Annotated in this window: 14 protein-coding genes; all 14 read left to right on the top strand. The window is 38.7% G+C overall.

The genetic code is table 11. From position 1 onward, the window contains the following. Nucleotides 1-341 precede the first annotated feature (341 nt). The 14 genes from J2S17_RS07890 to J2S17_RS07825 all read left to right on the top strand — a co-directional run bounded on the left by J2S17_RS07890 (nucleotide 342) and on the right by J2S17_RS07825 (nucleotide 14,819). Nucleotides 342-593, top strand: a complete 252-nt coding sequence (locus tag J2S17_RS07890; RefSeq protein WP_307473582.1) for a hypothetical protein — start codon at nucleotides 342-344, stop codon at nucleotides 591-593. 447 nt (nucleotides 594-1,040) lie between these two features. Then, on the top strand, nucleotides 1,041-1,766 hold the full coding sequence (locus J2S17_RS07885) for a YwaF family protein (RefSeq protein ID WP_307473580.1): 726 nt from the start codon (nucleotides 1,041-1,043) through the stop codon (nucleotides 1,764-1,766). Continuing rightward, nucleotides 1,759-2,559 carry a type II pantothenate kinase gene (coaW, locus tag J2S17_RS07880; RefSeq protein WP_307473578.1) on the top strand — a complete coding sequence of 267 codons (801 nt, stop codon included), beginning with the start codon at nucleotides 1,759-1,761 and terminating at the stop codon, nucleotides 2,557-2,559. Before J2S17_RS07885 ends, coaW begins: the two co-directional genes overlap by 8 nt. A gap of 70 nt (nucleotides 2,560-2,629) precedes the next feature. Continuing rightward, complete coding sequence (selB, locus tag J2S17_RS07875; RefSeq protein WP_307473576.1) at nucleotides 2,630-4,513, top strand: selenocysteine-specific translation elongation factor; 1,884 nt, start codon at nucleotides 2,630-2,632, stop codon at nucleotides 4,511-4,513. 249 nt (nucleotides 4,514-4,762) lie between these two features. After that, on the top strand, nucleotides 4,763-4,984 hold the full coding sequence (locus J2S17_RS07870) for a hypothetical protein (RefSeq protein WP_307473574.1): 222 nt from the start codon (nucleotides 4,763-4,765) through the stop codon (nucleotides 4,982-4,984). A 158-nt stretch (nucleotides 4,985-5,142) separates the two neighbouring features. Then, a complete protein-coding gene (locus tag J2S17_RS07865; RefSeq protein WP_307473572.1) occupies nucleotides 5,143-5,505 on the top strand; it encodes a peptidase G2 autoproteolytic cleavage domain-containing protein in 363 nt (120 codons plus the stop codon). Nucleotides 5,506-6,085: 580 nt separating this feature from the next. Beyond that, the gene (locus tag J2S17_RS07860) at nucleotides 6,086-7,048 is read left to right on the top strand and encodes a C40 family peptidase (RefSeq protein ID WP_307473570.1); all 963 of its coding nucleotides are present in this window, start codon (nucleotides 6,086-6,088) and stop codon (nucleotides 7,046-7,048) included. A 205-nt stretch (nucleotides 7,049-7,253) separates the two neighbouring features. Then, nucleotides 7,254-8,408, top strand: coding sequence for an acyl-CoA dehydrogenase family protein (locus J2S17_RS07855; protein WP_307473568.1), 1,155 nt, complete (start codon nucleotides 7,254-7,256; stop codon nucleotides 8,406-8,408). Continuing rightward, complete coding sequence (locus tag J2S17_RS07850; protein ID WP_307473566.1) at nucleotides 8,405-9,487, top strand: acyl-CoA dehydrogenase family protein; 1,083 nt, start codon at nucleotides 8,405-8,407, stop codon at nucleotides 9,485-9,487. Before J2S17_RS07855 ends, J2S17_RS07850 begins: the two co-directional genes overlap by 4 nt. Before the next feature lie 15 nt (nucleotides 9,488-9,502). After that, a complete protein-coding gene (locus tag J2S17_RS07845) occupies nucleotides 9,503-10,309 on the top strand; it encodes an enoyl-CoA hydratase/isomerase family protein (RefSeq protein WP_307473564.1) in 807 nt (268 codons plus the stop codon). Nucleotides 10,310-10,356: 47 nt separating this feature from the next. After that, nucleotides 10,357-11,544, top strand: a complete 1,188-nt coding sequence (locus J2S17_RS07840) for a CaiB/BaiF CoA transferase family protein (RefSeq protein ID WP_307473563.1) — start codon at nucleotides 10,357-10,359, stop codon at nucleotides 11,542-11,544. Nucleotides 11,545-11,701: 157 nt separating this feature from the next. Next, on the top strand, nucleotides 11,702-12,604 hold the full coding sequence (locus J2S17_RS07835) for a DoxX-like family protein (RefSeq protein ID WP_307473561.1): 903 nt from the start codon (nucleotides 11,702-11,704) through the stop codon (nucleotides 12,602-12,604). 6 nt (nucleotides 12,605-12,610) lie between these two features. After that, on the top strand, nucleotides 12,611-13,216 hold the full coding sequence (locus J2S17_RS07830) for a DUF4166 domain-containing protein (RefSeq protein ID WP_307473560.1): 606 nt from the start codon (nucleotides 12,611-12,613) through the stop codon (nucleotides 13,214-13,216). Continuing rightward, a complete protein-coding gene (locus J2S17_RS07825; protein WP_307473558.1) occupies nucleotides 13,209-14,819 on the top strand; it encodes a YndJ family protein in 1,611 nt (536 codons plus the stop codon). The genes J2S17_RS07830 and J2S17_RS07825 overlap by 8 nt, the downstream gene beginning before the upstream one ends. Nucleotides 14,820-14,885 lie beyond the last annotated feature (66 nt).

Below are 14,885 nucleotides of genomic sequence, written 5' to 3'. Positions count from 1 at the left end.
AGACGTTGTTTATTAATTGGAATTCTTCAGGGTGTATGAAGTCCACACACCCTGAAGAACTTGAAAACCAACCAAATCAAAAAATAGATAAAAAAGCAGCAGCAAAGCAAAAGCGACCATTTCACTGGAATAAAAAGATTAAAGTATATGAATTCTCATTGAATAAAAACTAGCAATATAGTGAAATTAATACATATCCTTATTTTTACTGTCCTACTTGGATTAGTGGTGCATTGCAATTACGATCTTTGGGTTGATGGCTTTATTTGCTATTTTTATAAGCAAATAATAATTATGACCCACTGGTTGTTTTTTTGTGCCAAATTTTAAAATTTGAAAGGGTGATGTCAATGGTATTAGATTTGATTACAAGTGCTACCATCGGTTCTCTAACGGGTTTATTAGCATATGCGAAACGAAATAAAACATTAAGAAGCCAAGAACCACAAAGAACGTTCGATCCTGGTTTTTCAACATATATGGGATATGGTGCTGGAAAGTCTATACTTATCTGGACAGAAAAATTAAGGTCATGTACACTTGACCTAAAAGTAGAACTCCACTGTATTAAACCGAGTTCTTCTATTCTTTAAATTGCTTTTTCACCAATTCCCTCAACAATTTATTTGCATTTTCTATTGATAGATTAGTAACCTTTACATCATTCTTATTCATTGTACAACTCTTATTTCAAAATCAATCATGCCTTATCCGTTTAGCTACTGGTAAGATGTTCGCTTGTTTTACCCCCGTTTATTACCAAACTTAGTCCCTATATTTGCTTTCCAAGTAGCAAAAGCCTGCACTTTAAAAACAGGAAATAAGCTTTTAATGAATGATCATCCATGCTTCGTGTTGTGACGTGGCTCTTTTTTAATTTGATAGCAGTAGTTCATTGACAGGTTAATTTGGTTGGATATCTTTAATTGGATAATCTTGCATTCTGATTTGAACTTTTTCATAATACTTTGCCTAAGAATAAAGGGATATAACTTATAAAGAGCCAATAATAATTGAAATAGCAAAGAAAGGATCAAATTATGAGTAAATATTTCGCTCATCAATATGAGGAATTTCCTTTTTCTCTTTTCTCTATCTCACACTCTGTCATGATTGCGATGTTTTTAATCGGTATTTATCTCATTTATCGCTATCAATCTATACTTCATTCGTTTCACTTAGTCATGAGAAAAACGATGTTAATTCTATTATTCCTGTTTGAGTTTTTCTATCACGTGTGGCTCTGGACTGGAGATCAATGGAATCTCTCATTTGCACTGCCTCTTCATTTATGCTCAATCAGTCTGATTTTATGTTTATTACTGCTCATAACTGAGTCTCGGTTTTTATTTCAAGTTGTGTTTTATATTGGTGTCGCAGGGGCTACAATGGCGATGATCACACCTGAATTATTTCTTGGTTTTCCTCATTTTCGCTATTTTCAATTCTTTTTTACACATATGCTGATTATTTGGATATGTTTCTACTATGTGTTTGTAATGAAATATCGCCCTACTAAAAAAGGGTTAATTGTTGCGATCCTTGCTATAAACTTATTTGCTGTCATTGCGATGATTGTTAATAAATGGACTGGAGGCAATTATATGTTTTTGTCATATAAACCAGTGAACGGGTCCATTTTAGATTACTTCGGACCTTATCCGATTTATATTTTGATCCTAGAAGGTGTGGCACTGGTGTTGTTTTGGCTTATTTTGATACCATTTTCAAGAAAGAGTGAAAAGGAGATGGACGGATATGAATAAGATTGGAATTGATGCGGGTGGTACGCTTGTAAAAGTAGTATACGAGGAAAAGAACCATTTTCATTATAAATCCTTTCCGCTACAGAAAGTGAATGATCTTATTCAGTGGTTACAGCTCCTGCAATCTGAATCAACCTTTGTATTAACGGGGGGGAGAGCGGCTGATATACAAAGAAAATATCTCCCAGATGCGAAGATTGTAGATGAATTTTCTGCAAGTTGCAATGGTGCGACCTATTTAATGAGGGAAGAAGACATTAAAAGGGAGAACTATTTACTAATAAATATCGGAACAGGAACCTCTTTTTACGTTAATAAAAACGGTAAGAGCGACCGTGTACTTGGAAGTGGAGTAGGAGGAGGGACTTTTATGGGTCTTGGGCAGTTGTTAACTGGAAAGAGTTCATACGAAGAGCTTGTAGAATTATCAGATTCAGGAAACAGAGAACAGATTGACTTGTTGGTTAAAGATCTTTATTCAAATGGGAATCCTCCTATAGATGGGGAATTGACTGCAAGTAATTTTGCAAAGGTTACCGAATCGAAAGAAGCAGCAGATGCTGACAAAATGGCAGCTTTAACCAACATGCTAGCTGAAACCATCGTCCTTTTAGGCATGCAAATCTCCACGCAGCATCAGCTTAATTCAATCCTATTTATCGGCAGTACAGTGTCGAATAATAATAATTTGCAGGAGAAGCTATATAAGTTTACAACTATGTTAGGCTATGAGGCGATTTTTCTTAAAAAAGGAAAATATAGCGGGGCGATGGGGGCGTATCTTTCGATTTAAACCAATATCTTGAACAATTTGTTTATTCCAGCTACATTATAAAGGAATGAAAATAGAATAGGTGGCAGCAATGAAAAGATATTTTACAATAGGAATGGCTGGACATATCGATCATGGTAAAACAACCTTAACAAAGGCGCTAACTAATATAGATACGGATCGATTAAAAGAAGAGAAAGAAAGACAAATCTCCATTGAGCTTGGATTTGCACCTTTATATCAAGATGCGGAAATGCAAATTTCTGTCATTGATGTTCCGGGACATGAACGGTTTATTAGACAAATGATTGCAGGTGTGGCTGGTATCGATTTAGTAGTTCTCACAGTTGCGGCTGATGAGGGAGTCATGCCTCAGACAAAAGAACATCTGAACATCCTTCGGTTATTAGGAATTCAAACTGGAATCATCGCTATCACCAAAATTGATCGGGTAGAGGACGACCTGATCGAGCTTGTACAAGAGGAAATAGTTGAGAGTTTAGAAGGAACGGTTTTTGCAGATGCTTCTGTCATTCTAATAGATAGCCTATCCCAAAAGGGAGTTGCTACACTCAATGATAAGATTATCGATACTTTACAGGGGATAATGCCTCGTGATGTGCAAGAGCCATTTCGTCTTCCTATAGATCAAGTGTTTACAGTGAAGGGACAAGGAACGGTCGTTAGAGGTACGGTGTACGAAGGTCAGGTAGAAGAGGGTGAATACTTGACAGTCCTGCCAGCTAGAGTAAAGGTTCGGGCACGAAAGCTGCAGGTCCATAACGAGTACAAAAATCATGCTTTTGCCGGACAAAGAACGGCGATAAATCTTACGGGTGTTTCAAAAGAAGAATTAAAACGAGGCGATGTGCTTGTAGCTTCAGAACACTTTAATAATACAAAGACGGTGGATGTTGTGCTGAGTCTTTCGGATGCCTTAGCAATAACTATAAAGCAGCGAATGACGGTAAAAGTCCATATAGGAACAGCAGAAGTAATGGGAAGAATCATCTTTTTTGATCGCAAAGAAGTAAAGGGTGATGTGAGGGAAGAAATCTTATGTCAATTACGGCTGGAAAACGAAATTGTAGCGAAAAGAGGAGACCGATTTATAATAAGAAGGCCAAGTCCTCAAGAAACGATAGGAGGAGGCTGGATTATCGAGCCTCGAGGTGAAAAATATCGCTTCGGTTTTGAAACTGTTATTGAGTTAGCTCAGAAGAAAGAAGGAAGTATAAGTGATAGGCTGATAAATGCACTTGGAGAAGCGAGGATGCTTACTGTGAATGAACTGATGCAAAAAACTTCTATTAGTATTGATCTAATTGAACAGGAGCTGAAAGGGGAAAAGTTTATTCAAGTAAGTTCTAAGGAATATTCACTTCAGAAGATCAAGACTCGTCTTATAGAAGATCTAAGTGATGCTTTATTTGAATATCATAAAGAAAACCCAATGAAAAAAGGCCCAAATAAAGCTGAGATTATCCAACAATTCCAAACTATTTATCCAAAGAAACTGATTGAATACACCGTAAATGAAGCTGTTTTCCAAGGTTTAATGAAGAGGGATGAACAATTTATATACAAAGCTAGTTTCCACCCTCATGTGCCCGCAAGCTGGAGTAAGCGAACAGAAACGATGCTGTGCAACCTGAAAGATGCTGGGACAAATGTGAAGCATTTTGAAAATTATTATCAAGAGGCTGGTTTACCTGCAGCTTTAGAAGATGAATTAAAAAAATTTTTGGTGGAGCAAGGATCCATCATTGCACTTGATGAGCAATTTTATTGGAACGCAACTACTTATAAGAATGCTGTTACTTTACTGAAACAAGAAACAAAAGCATCTTTCTCAGTGAGTGAAGCAAAAGAAATTCTCGGATTATCGAGGAAATATATCATACCGTTTTTAGAGAGTTTGGATGGACGAAAAATCACTGTGAGGGAAGAAAATACGCGTAAGTGGTTAAGTTGACTTGTGAATTAGTAGATGGGGTTTCTGGTAAGGTGATTAAAAGTCATTTTACTGGAATCCTTTTTTAAAATTATATAGAAATATTGTTGTTTGATGGTTTGCCTTTATAATCGTTCTATTATTAGCCACTGTAAACATTGCATTCGATATAATATATGACAGTCTCATTGATATAAAAAAGGCTCTTTTCTAAAAGATTGTTGTTTTTTCATAGGTTTTGATAAGACAAACTATTGATAACAATGTTGATTGGAGCCCTTTACCGATGCGGGTGGCGATGGGGCGCATGCAGAAGGAATAGGTTCATCGGCGAGTGTAGTTTCTTCCCATGCGGAAGGTTCAAGAGCTGTGTCTTCTGGTAATTTTGCTCACGCAGAGGGAGGAGGCACGGTTGCATCCGGTAATTATTCTCATGCGGAGGGTGCTGGAAGTAGCTACTGGCCAGTATTCTCACGCAGAAGGAGCTTCTAAAACGGCCAGTGGAGAATATGCCCACGCTCAACCTTGTATCCATACTCTTGGCATGGTGCAAATGTACATCACCATCAGGGGAAAGATTGGCGGCTGTTCTGTAAGGATCGACCGAAAATCTATTCTTGCAAGGAACTGCCAACCGCTGGGAGCAGACTATGCAGAAATGTTTGAAAGGACAAACGATCGAGCGGGGATATTTCGTTACACTAGTTGGGGAAAAGGTGAGGAAAGCGCAATCAGAAGAACATTACATCTTAGGTGTCTTTAGTTCTGCACCGTCTATCCTTGCAGATGCCCATCATCTCAATTGGCATGATTGCTATTTAAAGGATGTGTGGCGAAAGGTTCTTTATCAAGTAGTTAGCCCTGAATTAACGGATGAGGAAGGAAACACAACTCCAGTAACTAGAACTGAACCGATTTTGAATCCTGAGTGGCACCCTTCGAAAATATATGTACCTAGGACTGAGAGGGAGGAATGGATATCGGTTGGTTTGATCGGCAAACTCTTGGTGTGAGATGATGGAACATGTAAAGTAAATGGATATTGTCTGCCCAATGATCAAGGAGTAGCTAGTACATCTGCGACAGGTTATCGGGTAATGAAACGTACAGGAGAGCATCAAATTCTCGTATGGATGTTAATTTCCAAAAGCTAAGACCATGGGGTTCCAAAAAAAGATGGAGCCCCATCTAACATGTGAACTTGTTGGATTGATAAATGCCCCTATTTTAATGACAATGGTTAAATTGAATAAGAATTATTTAACAAAGATAAGCGGGAAAAACGAATGAGATAAATCAAGAAAAACTTTAAACATCGTTAAAAATAGGAGGAAAGTGAGCCTAATTAACCCTTTAAATAAAAATATCCATAAAAAATTCATAGACTTTAGGTATAAAGACCATTGAAAGGTTAAAATAGAATAAAATGATAGGCGGAAGCTATCGAAAATTATGGATGCTCATCCCATTTATGCCTATAGAAAGAATGATATTAGAATAATATTCCATATAAACCATGATTTTCAGTATAGGTTTTTGTGGAAATTTTTACTACTATTAATCTGTTAGTGATTATAAAAGGGGTGTTACATCTTGAGAAAGCAACTGATTACAGTAGCAGCAGCTGCGGGCATATTTGCTGCAACCTATACTGAGGTAGGCGCACAGGTTAATACATATCGGGTACAAGCTGGAGATTCATTATGGAAAATTTCAACAGCGAATCAACTTTCAGTTAATCAACTGATGGAATGGAATCAATTGAATAACTCAATTATATACACTGGGCAATCACTTGTACTGGCAGACCCTAAAAGCAGCAAAACAACGGCTGCTAATGGAAAAACTTATACAGTGAAGTCTGGCGATACTTTGTGGGGAATTGCAATTAACCATCAGCTATCTGTGATAGATTTAAAGAATCTGAACGGTTTAAAAGGCGATACAATTTTTCCAGGACAAACATTGAAACTGCAAGGGACAGCATCAACTCCTACACCTCCGCAAAATAATGAAAGTGTTTACACCGTGAAAGCAGGGGATAGTCTCTGGGGAATAGCTTCTCGCCATAAATTATCGGTTTCACAAATCAAGTCAATGAATAACTTAAAGTCAGATACTATTCACCCAGGACAACAATTAAAAATATCTGGCAGCACACAGACACCACCGCCGTCTGAGATTATTAATTCTACAGCCAAAGTGGAAGCGTTAATTAAAGAAGCAAAAAAACATATTGGCGTGCCGTATGTTTGGGGTGGAAGCACCACAAAAGGGTTTGATTGCAGCGGTTACTTGAACTATGTATTTAATAAAATCGGCATTTCAATTCCGCGGACAGTTGAAACGATTTGGAATGCAACGAAATCGGTTTCTTCACCAAAAGTAGGAGACCTTGTTTTCTTTGAAACCTACAAAGCTGGTCCATCTCATGCAGGTATTTACCTAGGCAATAATCAATTTATTCATGCAGGGTCATCAAATGGTGTGACGATTAGTGATATCACTCTAGAATATTGGGATTCTCGTTATCTTGGAGCTAAAACAGCATTTTAATTTAAGAAAAAAAGGCTATGCCTTCATTAAAATGAAGGCATAGCCTTTTTAATATCAATTAATCTGCCAATATACAGATTTTGATTTCTAACAAACTGTATGTAAAATTCTAAAAATTTAGAATTGACACCTAAATAAAAAAACCAGTATAATATTAATTATAGATACTAAATATCGTATATCGGTAAACAAAGAGGTGAATCCAATGATTAAATTAGAACTTCCAGTTGTGAAATTCTCACAAGACCAAAAAGATTTTCGAGCAACTATACGTAGCTTTCTCCAAAATGAAAGATTGGCTGGCACATTTGAATCTAAATGTGATTCATGGTTAAGCGGAGATTCCATCGAATTTTCGCGAAAGCTTGGTCAAAAGGGCTGGATTGGCATGACCTGGCCGCAGGAATATGGCGGGGGTGAAAGAAGTGCGATTGAGCGCTATATTCTAACAGAGGAATTATTAGCTGCTGGAGCACCTGTTGCTGCACATTGGTTTGCTGATCGACAAACAGGTCCGCTTTTTTTGAAATATGGGTCAGAGGAGCAAAAACAGTTTTTTTTACCTCAAATTGCAAAAGGAGAATGCTTTTTCTCTATTGGGCTGAGCGAACCGAACGCTGGTTCTGACCTTGCTGCGATTCGCACGAAAGCAGAAAGGACAGATGGAGGCTGGCTGATAAATGGTTCAAAGATCTGGACGAGCGGTGCACATATCTCCCATTATATGATTGTTCTTTGCAGAACATCTCCTTACGACCAAAACCAGCGCCATGCAGGAATGAGTCAATTAATCGTCGATATGAAGGAAAAAGGAGTGACGGTGCGGCCAATACAGTTTTTAACAGGGGAGCATCACTTTAATGAGGTCTTTTTTGAAAACGTTTTCGTGCCTGATAATCGTCTCATTGGAACGGAAGGAAATGGCTGGAAGCAGGGTATGGCTGAGCTAGCTTATGAAAGAAGCGGCCCAGAAAGGATACTAAGCACCTATCCTTTACTTGAAGAAATGATCCATATTTTACGGGAAAATGAAGATGAGGCAGGCTTGAAAGAAACAATTGCTCTGCTGCCTGATTTATGGACTCTGCGCAATATGTCGATGGGTGTAGCTAAATATTTGGAAGAGGGGCAGGATGTCAATATGATTGCGGCCCTCGTAAAAGATTTAGGAACTGTTTTTGAAACGAATGTTGCTGAAAAGGCGAGGTTGATCATTTCACGTATCCCTTCAATGTCATCTAACGATCGGTTAAGCCGATTAATGGCTCAATCGATTCTTCATGGACCAGGATTCACTCTTCGCGGCGGTACAACAGAAATATTACGAGGAATCGTAGCGAAAGGGGTTGTGGCACAATGAGTGAAAGCTATGAGCTGATTATGGATTCAACGAATAAAATCTTTAAGCATTATTGTACAAAGGAGTTACTAGATCGTGCAGAAAATGGTCACTGGCCGCAAGAACTTTGGGACGTTCTAGCTGAGGCTGGCATCATTTCCATCGGTTTCTCTGAACAAGCAGGTGGAGTTGGTGGCGATTATATTGATGCCTATAACATTTTGAAGCTTGCTGGAAAGTATGGGGTGCCTGTGCCATTAGCGGAAACCTTAATCGGAAAATGGTTATTTGCAGAAGTAGGGGGTCAGGTGGGAGACATACCGCTCACATTAGCTTTGCAAAATGATTCTAACTTTTCCTTTGTTGATGAAGGTGATGGATATACACTGGGTGGCTCAGCATCAGCTGTTCCATGGGCAAGATATATGGAGCAAATTCTGATATGCGGAGATTTGAACGGCAAGCAAGTAGCTGCACTGGTCCCTCTCGCCCATGCAGAAATCAGGGAAGAGAATAACATTGCTGCAGAGCCTAGAGATTCAGTTATTTTCTCTCAAGTTAAGATCGACGGACTGACTGTCTATCAGGTTGACTCTGTGTTGATATCTGAAAAATCACTTTATTATCTGGCGTTAGCTAAAGCAGCTATGATGGCAGGCGCCGCGGAGAGAGTTATGGAACTCAGTTTATTTTATGCAAACGAACGTCAGCAATTCGGACGCTCCCTTCATCGCTTTCAAGGAATACAACATCATATTGCCTCGTTAGCCGGTGAAACGGTTGCATGCATTACAGCGGTAAATACGGCCGTTCAGGCATTACAGGATGGTCAATATAAAACAGAAATTCCACTGGCGAAAATGAAGGTAAGTGCTGCAAGTGGAAAAATTGCAATGGCCGCACATCAATTGCATGGAGCAATAGGCATGACATACGAACATAGCTTACATCATTTAACGAGAAGGCTATGGTCGTGGAGAGATGAATCAGGTAATGAGAGCTATTGGGGAAGTGTACTTGCGAAAAGTCTGATTGAAAAAAACAGTCCTACTTTATGGGAAGTGTTGACGGACGAACAAAATCTATTAATTGTGGATTAAAGGAGAGAGCGTATAATGGCGGATTTACTTTTTACAGTAGAAAATGGTATTGCGAAAATTGTGTTAAACCGACCTGAACGAATGAATGCATTTAGCGAAGAAATGATAGACTTATGGATTCAGGCGCTTGAAACCGTCCGTGATTCAGACGAGATAAGAGTGGTATTAGTGAAGGGAAATGGCAAAAGCTTCTGTGCGGGCGGAGATGTAAAAGAAATGATGGCTGGAAATGGTTTTTATAAAAGTGACGAAGACCGTGTGTCAACAGGTCTTGCAAGAAAAAATTCCTTATGGAAAAAAGTTCAGCGTGTGCCTTTACTTTTAGAAGAAATAGATAAACCAGTGATTGCTCAGATGCATGGGTCTGCTTTTGGAGCTGGGCTTGATATGGCCTTGATGTGTGATATCCGCATTGTGAGTGAAGAAGCAAAGCTATCTGAAAGTTACGTGAATGTTGGTCTTGTTCCAGGTGATGGTGCAGCCTATTTCCTTCCTCGGCTGGCTGGGATTGACCAAGCGCTTGACCTGTTATGGACAGGTAAGGTACTAACCGCAGCAGAAGCAAAAGAGAAAGGCATGGTTACATATGTTGTATCTGAGGAAGAGCTTGAAAGCTTTACTGAAAAATATTTAAAAAAGCTTGCATCCGGACCACAACAGTCGATAAGATTCATTAAACGTGCAGTTTATCAAAATCAAACGATGAGTTTAAGAGCTTCATTAGATATGATCTCTTCTTCAATGGCAATCGCTACTGAATTAGAGGATTATCAAGAAGGTGTCCGGGCACTAGTAGAGAAACGGAAGCCGAATTTTAAATAATCCCTCATACGCATTGAAAGATACAAAACATAGTAGGAGAGATAAGTATGAAGCAGGCTCTTGAAAATATAAGAATCCTAGATTTATCCCGTGTCTACGCTGCTCCAGCAGGATCTATGATACTCGCTGATCTCGGTGCTGATGTGATTAGAATTGAATCGCCAGAGGGTACCGACAGTATGAGAGACTGGGGCCCGTTTGTGAAAGGGGAAAGTGCTTACTATTTTTCCGCTAATCGCAATAAACGTTCAATTACGATTAATTTAAAGTCAGCGAGCGGAAAAGCATTGTTGTTAGATTTAGTAAAAAAATCAGATGTCGTAATCGAGAACTTTAAAACAGGAACCATGAAAAAGCTCGGTATAGATTATGATATCTTGAAGTCAGTTAAGAAAGAAATCATTCTTTGTTCAGTTACAGGATATGGGCAAACAGGACCTTACAGCAAGGAACCTGGCTTTGATCCAGTTATCCAGGCATTAAGTGGTTTAATGGACGTAACTGGTCATCCAGAGAATGAGCCGACGAAGGTAGGTATCCCGATCGCAGACATACTTACTTCCAAATATGTTGCAATCAGCATCATGGCAGCCATTAGAATGCGTGACGCAAATGGAGTAGGCCAGCATATTGATCTTTCCTTATTGGATGTGCAAATCAGCAGTATGGCGAATATATCAAGTGGGTATTTAAATGCGGACATGGTTTCAAAGAGGATGGGCAACCAGCACAATAATGTCGTTCCATACCAAGTATTCCAATGTGCCGATCAACCATTAATGCTCTGCGTTGGGAATGATCGACTTTTTCGCAGCTTATGTCTGTTGTTCAATCATTCTGAATGGGGAACAGAGGAACGGTTTGCGACAAATGACAGCCGTCTCCAAAATAAAGAGATATTAGTTGAAAAGATAACTTTAATCATGAAAAGCAAATCAGCAGATGATTGGTTAAAATTATTTTCTAATTTCCAAATACCAGCTGGAAAAGTTAATACCATTGAACAAGCAATGGAGCACCCGCAAGTCCTGGCAAGAGAAACGGTTGAATATCTTCATCACCCAAAAATGGGAGAAGTGAAAATGACGAAAAGTCCTTTAAGACATTCGGGGCTAAATATAATGAGCAAATCTTCACCGCCGCTGTTGGGAGAACACACGCATGAAATTTTAACTGGTGAATTAGGGATATCTCAGGCTGAGTATAATGACCTCAAAAGAGACGGTATTATTTAGAATTGCAAGAAATTTATTTAACAATAAAATAGTTTATGAGCAGGTCTAACGAGGATTTTATAGACCTGCTCTTTTTTTGTTTTTTCCAATTAATGCAGAAACTGAAGTGTTTTAGCGGTATAATAAAGGTGAAAATGATTCTTACGGGGGTGATTATATGACACCTAAACCAATTTATGTAGAAACTGAGATACATACTTCAATAGAAAAGTTGTGGGAAGCGACGCAAACGCCTTCCTTGCATGAACAGCGGGATATCCGTTTTTCATCCATTACCTATTTACCTAAAAAAGAAGGTGAGGAGCAACACTTTTCCTATAAGCGTTCTCTTGGGCCACTAATTGAAATAGAAGGGTGGGGTGTTTCGGCAGGGAGCTATGATAGTAAAAATGGGACAAGGTCCTCTTCCTTGCATTTTGGTGCGAATACATCGCTTTCCCCCATTAAAGAAGGGAAGGGCTATTGGAAGTATTCTCCTCGTCAAGAGAACGTGAACTTTATCACGCAATATAATTATGAAGTCCCTTTTGGCAAAATTGGAGGTTTCTTTGATGCTATTCTTATTAGACCAATGATTGGCTGGGGAACAGCACTTAGTTTTGATGTATTAAAAAATTGGCTGGAAAAAGGTGAATCCCCTGCCGCGCAATATATGAGGTTTTTCAGCAGCTGGATGATTTCGCTATTTTTTTGTTTTATATGGTTTTATCACGGTCTTATTCCTAAGCTTGTTTTAATGCATCCTGACGAAATTACTATGATCACAAATCTCGTGCCGTTATCAGAAATGACTGGTTACCGTTTAGTTCAATTGGCAGGCATTTTAGAAATTTGTTTTGCTGTAACATGGCTTGTTTTGAGAAATAAACGAAAACTCTTTATGCTGCAGATTTTTATATTCCCATTATTAACAATTGGAGCGATTGCAGCAAATCCTGCTTCATTAATGGCTCCGTTTAATCCATTGACCTTTAATATCAGCCTATGGGTTCTCTCAATTGCAGGTTTTATCCTTAGTAAGGAATTGCCTTCATCCAGAAATTGCATACGAAAGGGGTAAAAGGTTTTGTCAATCTATCAAAAGGCATTGGGAGAACAATTTTATCAGCTGCATCCGATGCTGCAAAAAAGGTATCTGTTTCTCAATCAATCTTCTTTTCAAGCAAAAGGAACAATGAAAGAAGTAAAAACTGGCTCATTATTGCTTAAGCCTTTATTGCACTTAGGTATCAGCAGAAAGCTGCTTTTTCCAGAGCAAGGGAAGAATATTCAATTTCAGATAACCAATACACCCTATTTAAATGAACAAGGGGAAGAACAGATCTATTGGGAACGTGTTTTTGATTTTGAAAATAATCAGCGCTTTTTCAATGCGACAATGAGCTGGGATTCAAGAAGTGGAATTGTAAAGGATTACTTAGGGGATCCACCTATCGTTTATTCAGACTTGCATTTTCAAGTAAAAGCGGATCAATCTTTGCTGATCCGCTCGGGTAAACAGCGTATGATAGTCGGGAAACAAGAGATTTCTATCCCAAAGTGGTTTCAAGGGATTGCAGAGGTTGAGGAAAAATTTCAAGAGGATAATGATAGTTATTCTATTGCAGTAAAAGTAAAGAATCCCCTGTTTGGCTTGATCTTTTCATATGAAGGAGAATTTAAACATGAATAGAAAAAAAGGTTTGCTTCTCCTTTCAGTTGGAGTGTTCTTGCTTACTGCCGCTTGGGGTGAAAGCCAGAGCTATTTGCTTATGCTGACTGTAGCCCAGCTTGTATATATACCCATTGTATTGATTGCTATTATGGATGAAGAAGATTGGTTTGCGAAATATTATCTATATTTAACCTTTCCTGCCTATATTTCAGTCATGATTCTCTATATAACGGAATCGACTGCCTATGATATTGTTCTAGGTGCAGTTTATTTGGCATATACCTTTATCGTCGCGTTTTATGGATTCTATCGATTTTGCAAACGAGGCTTCATTAGATTTGAGGAATTTATGATTGATGCGGGTCTCGTCTATCTATCCATTGGGGGCATTTGGTTTTTTGCGCATATCGCTGAAATCGATACCGGATTTTCACCAATCATCACTTGGCTAACATCGATTCATTTTCACTACTCGGCCTTTTTACTGCCTGTATTTATGGGGTTTTTGGGCCGAGTGAATAAATCATCATCTTATCCTTATATCGGGAGCATCATATTACTTGCACCAATCATCCTTGCAGCAGGCATTACCTTTTCAGTTTGGATTGAGATTCTCTCAGTCATATTCTATCTTATAGGCATATATAGTCTTATATTTTTATCTATTAAAACGCAATATGAAAATCGTCTGCAGCAAGGATTGATTATCTTATCATTCAGCTCTCTAGGTATAACGATTCTATTCTCTTTCCTCTATGCAATCGGTCAATTATGGCGTGATTTTTCGCTTAGCATTCCTTTTATGCTGCAGTTCCATGGGTTTTTCAATTGTGTCGTATTTGCATTTTGTGGATTAATAGGGTGGATGCTAGCATTGCCTTCCACGAAGCACAGAATACGAAGGTTCTCTAGGAGCCAGATCCGCGGCAGCATCAATATTGGAGAAAATCTTCTTTCTGATATCACTGCAAAGGGTAAGTATAGCGGCTTGGTTAATTCGATGAAAAAGTATCAACCACATGTTCAAATGGATTCAATTCATCCAACCATCATTCATTTCTATGAAAATACACTTAATTATCGCCTATTCGCTAAGGTTGAATGGAAGAGTTGGTTCAAGCCGTTTGCAATCATTTATCATTTGATAAGTAAAAGAGTACAGCAGATTAATCTCCCGTTATCTTCTAAGGAAGTGGAAATGACAGGTGATATTCTCCCTGTTAATATGGAGCTTGATGGCAGGCCATCCCCAAGAGCATGGCTAAGAAAGGTGGAAGACGAGGTGGCATTCGTTGCAATTTATTCATGGCATGAGACGAAAGGCAGGAGATATATGAATATTGCCTTGCCCCTCCCATTCACATCGATGGTTGGCGTGCTTGAACTAAATACAATTGGAGATGAATTGGAGCTAACAAGTATAGGATCGAACGAAGAGTCAGACGCTGGCATCTATCTTCTGTGGAGAGGAAATCAGATGGTTTTACCAATTCAAGAAAGCTTTCGTATGACAGGGACAGGAGATGGAACCCTTAAGGCCAGTCATCATATGTGGATTTTTGGACTATCTTTTTTAAAGATAGAGTATAAGATTGTACGAAAATCAGAGAATGAATTTTAAAGAATTGTATTAGCCTGACTATTTAAGTAAAGGGATTGAACTCTTGTCATCAGAGATCAATCCCTT

It is taken from the genome of Cytobacillus purgationiresistens (assembly GCF_030813235.1).
Taxonomy (GTDB): domain Bacteria; phylum Bacillota; class Bacilli; order Bacillales; family Cytobacillaceae; genus Cytobacillus; species Cytobacillus purgationiresistens.
This window is presented reverse-complemented; position numbering and strand designations above follow the sequence as displayed.

What these genes read in the sequence shown, in the direction of transcription:
- J2S17_RS07885 (WP_307473580.1), top strand. Translation starts at nt 1,041, where the DNA reads ATGAGTAAATATTTCGCTCATCAATATGAGGAATTTCCTTTTTCTCTT.
- coaW (WP_307473578.1), top strand. Translation starts at nt 1,759, where the DNA reads ATGAATAAGATTGGAATTGATGCGGGTGGTACGCTTGTAAAAGTAGTA.
- selB (WP_307473576.1), top strand. Translation starts at nt 2,630, where the DNA reads ATGAAAAGATATTTTACAATAGGAATGGCTGGACATATCGATCATGGT.
- J2S17_RS07865 (WP_307473572.1), top strand. Translation starts at nt 5,143, where the DNA reads ATGCAGAAATGTTTGAAAGGACAAACGATCGAGCGGGGATATTTCGTT.
- J2S17_RS07855 (WP_307473568.1), top strand. Translation starts at nt 7,254, where the DNA reads ATGATTAAATTAGAACTTCCAGTTGTGAAATTCTCACAAGACCAAAAA.
- J2S17_RS07850 (WP_307473566.1), top strand. Translation starts at nt 8,405, where the DNA reads ATGAGTGAAAGCTATGAGCTGATTATGGATTCAACGAATAAAATCTTT.
- J2S17_RS07845 (WP_307473564.1), top strand. Translation starts at nt 9,503, where the DNA reads ATGGCGGATTTACTTTTTACAGTAGAAAATGGTATTGCGAAAATTGTG.
- J2S17_RS07840 (WP_307473563.1), top strand. Translation starts at nt 10,357, where the DNA reads ATGAAGCAGGCTCTTGAAAATATAAGAATCCTAGATTTATCCCGTGTC.
- J2S17_RS07835 (WP_307473561.1), top strand. Translation starts at nt 11,702, where the DNA reads ATGACACCTAAACCAATTTATGTAGAAACTGAGATACATACTTCAATA.
- J2S17_RS07825 (WP_307473558.1), top strand. Translation starts at nt 13,209, where the DNA reads ATGAATAGAAAAAAAGGTTTGCTTCTCCTTTCAGTTGGAGTGTTCTTG.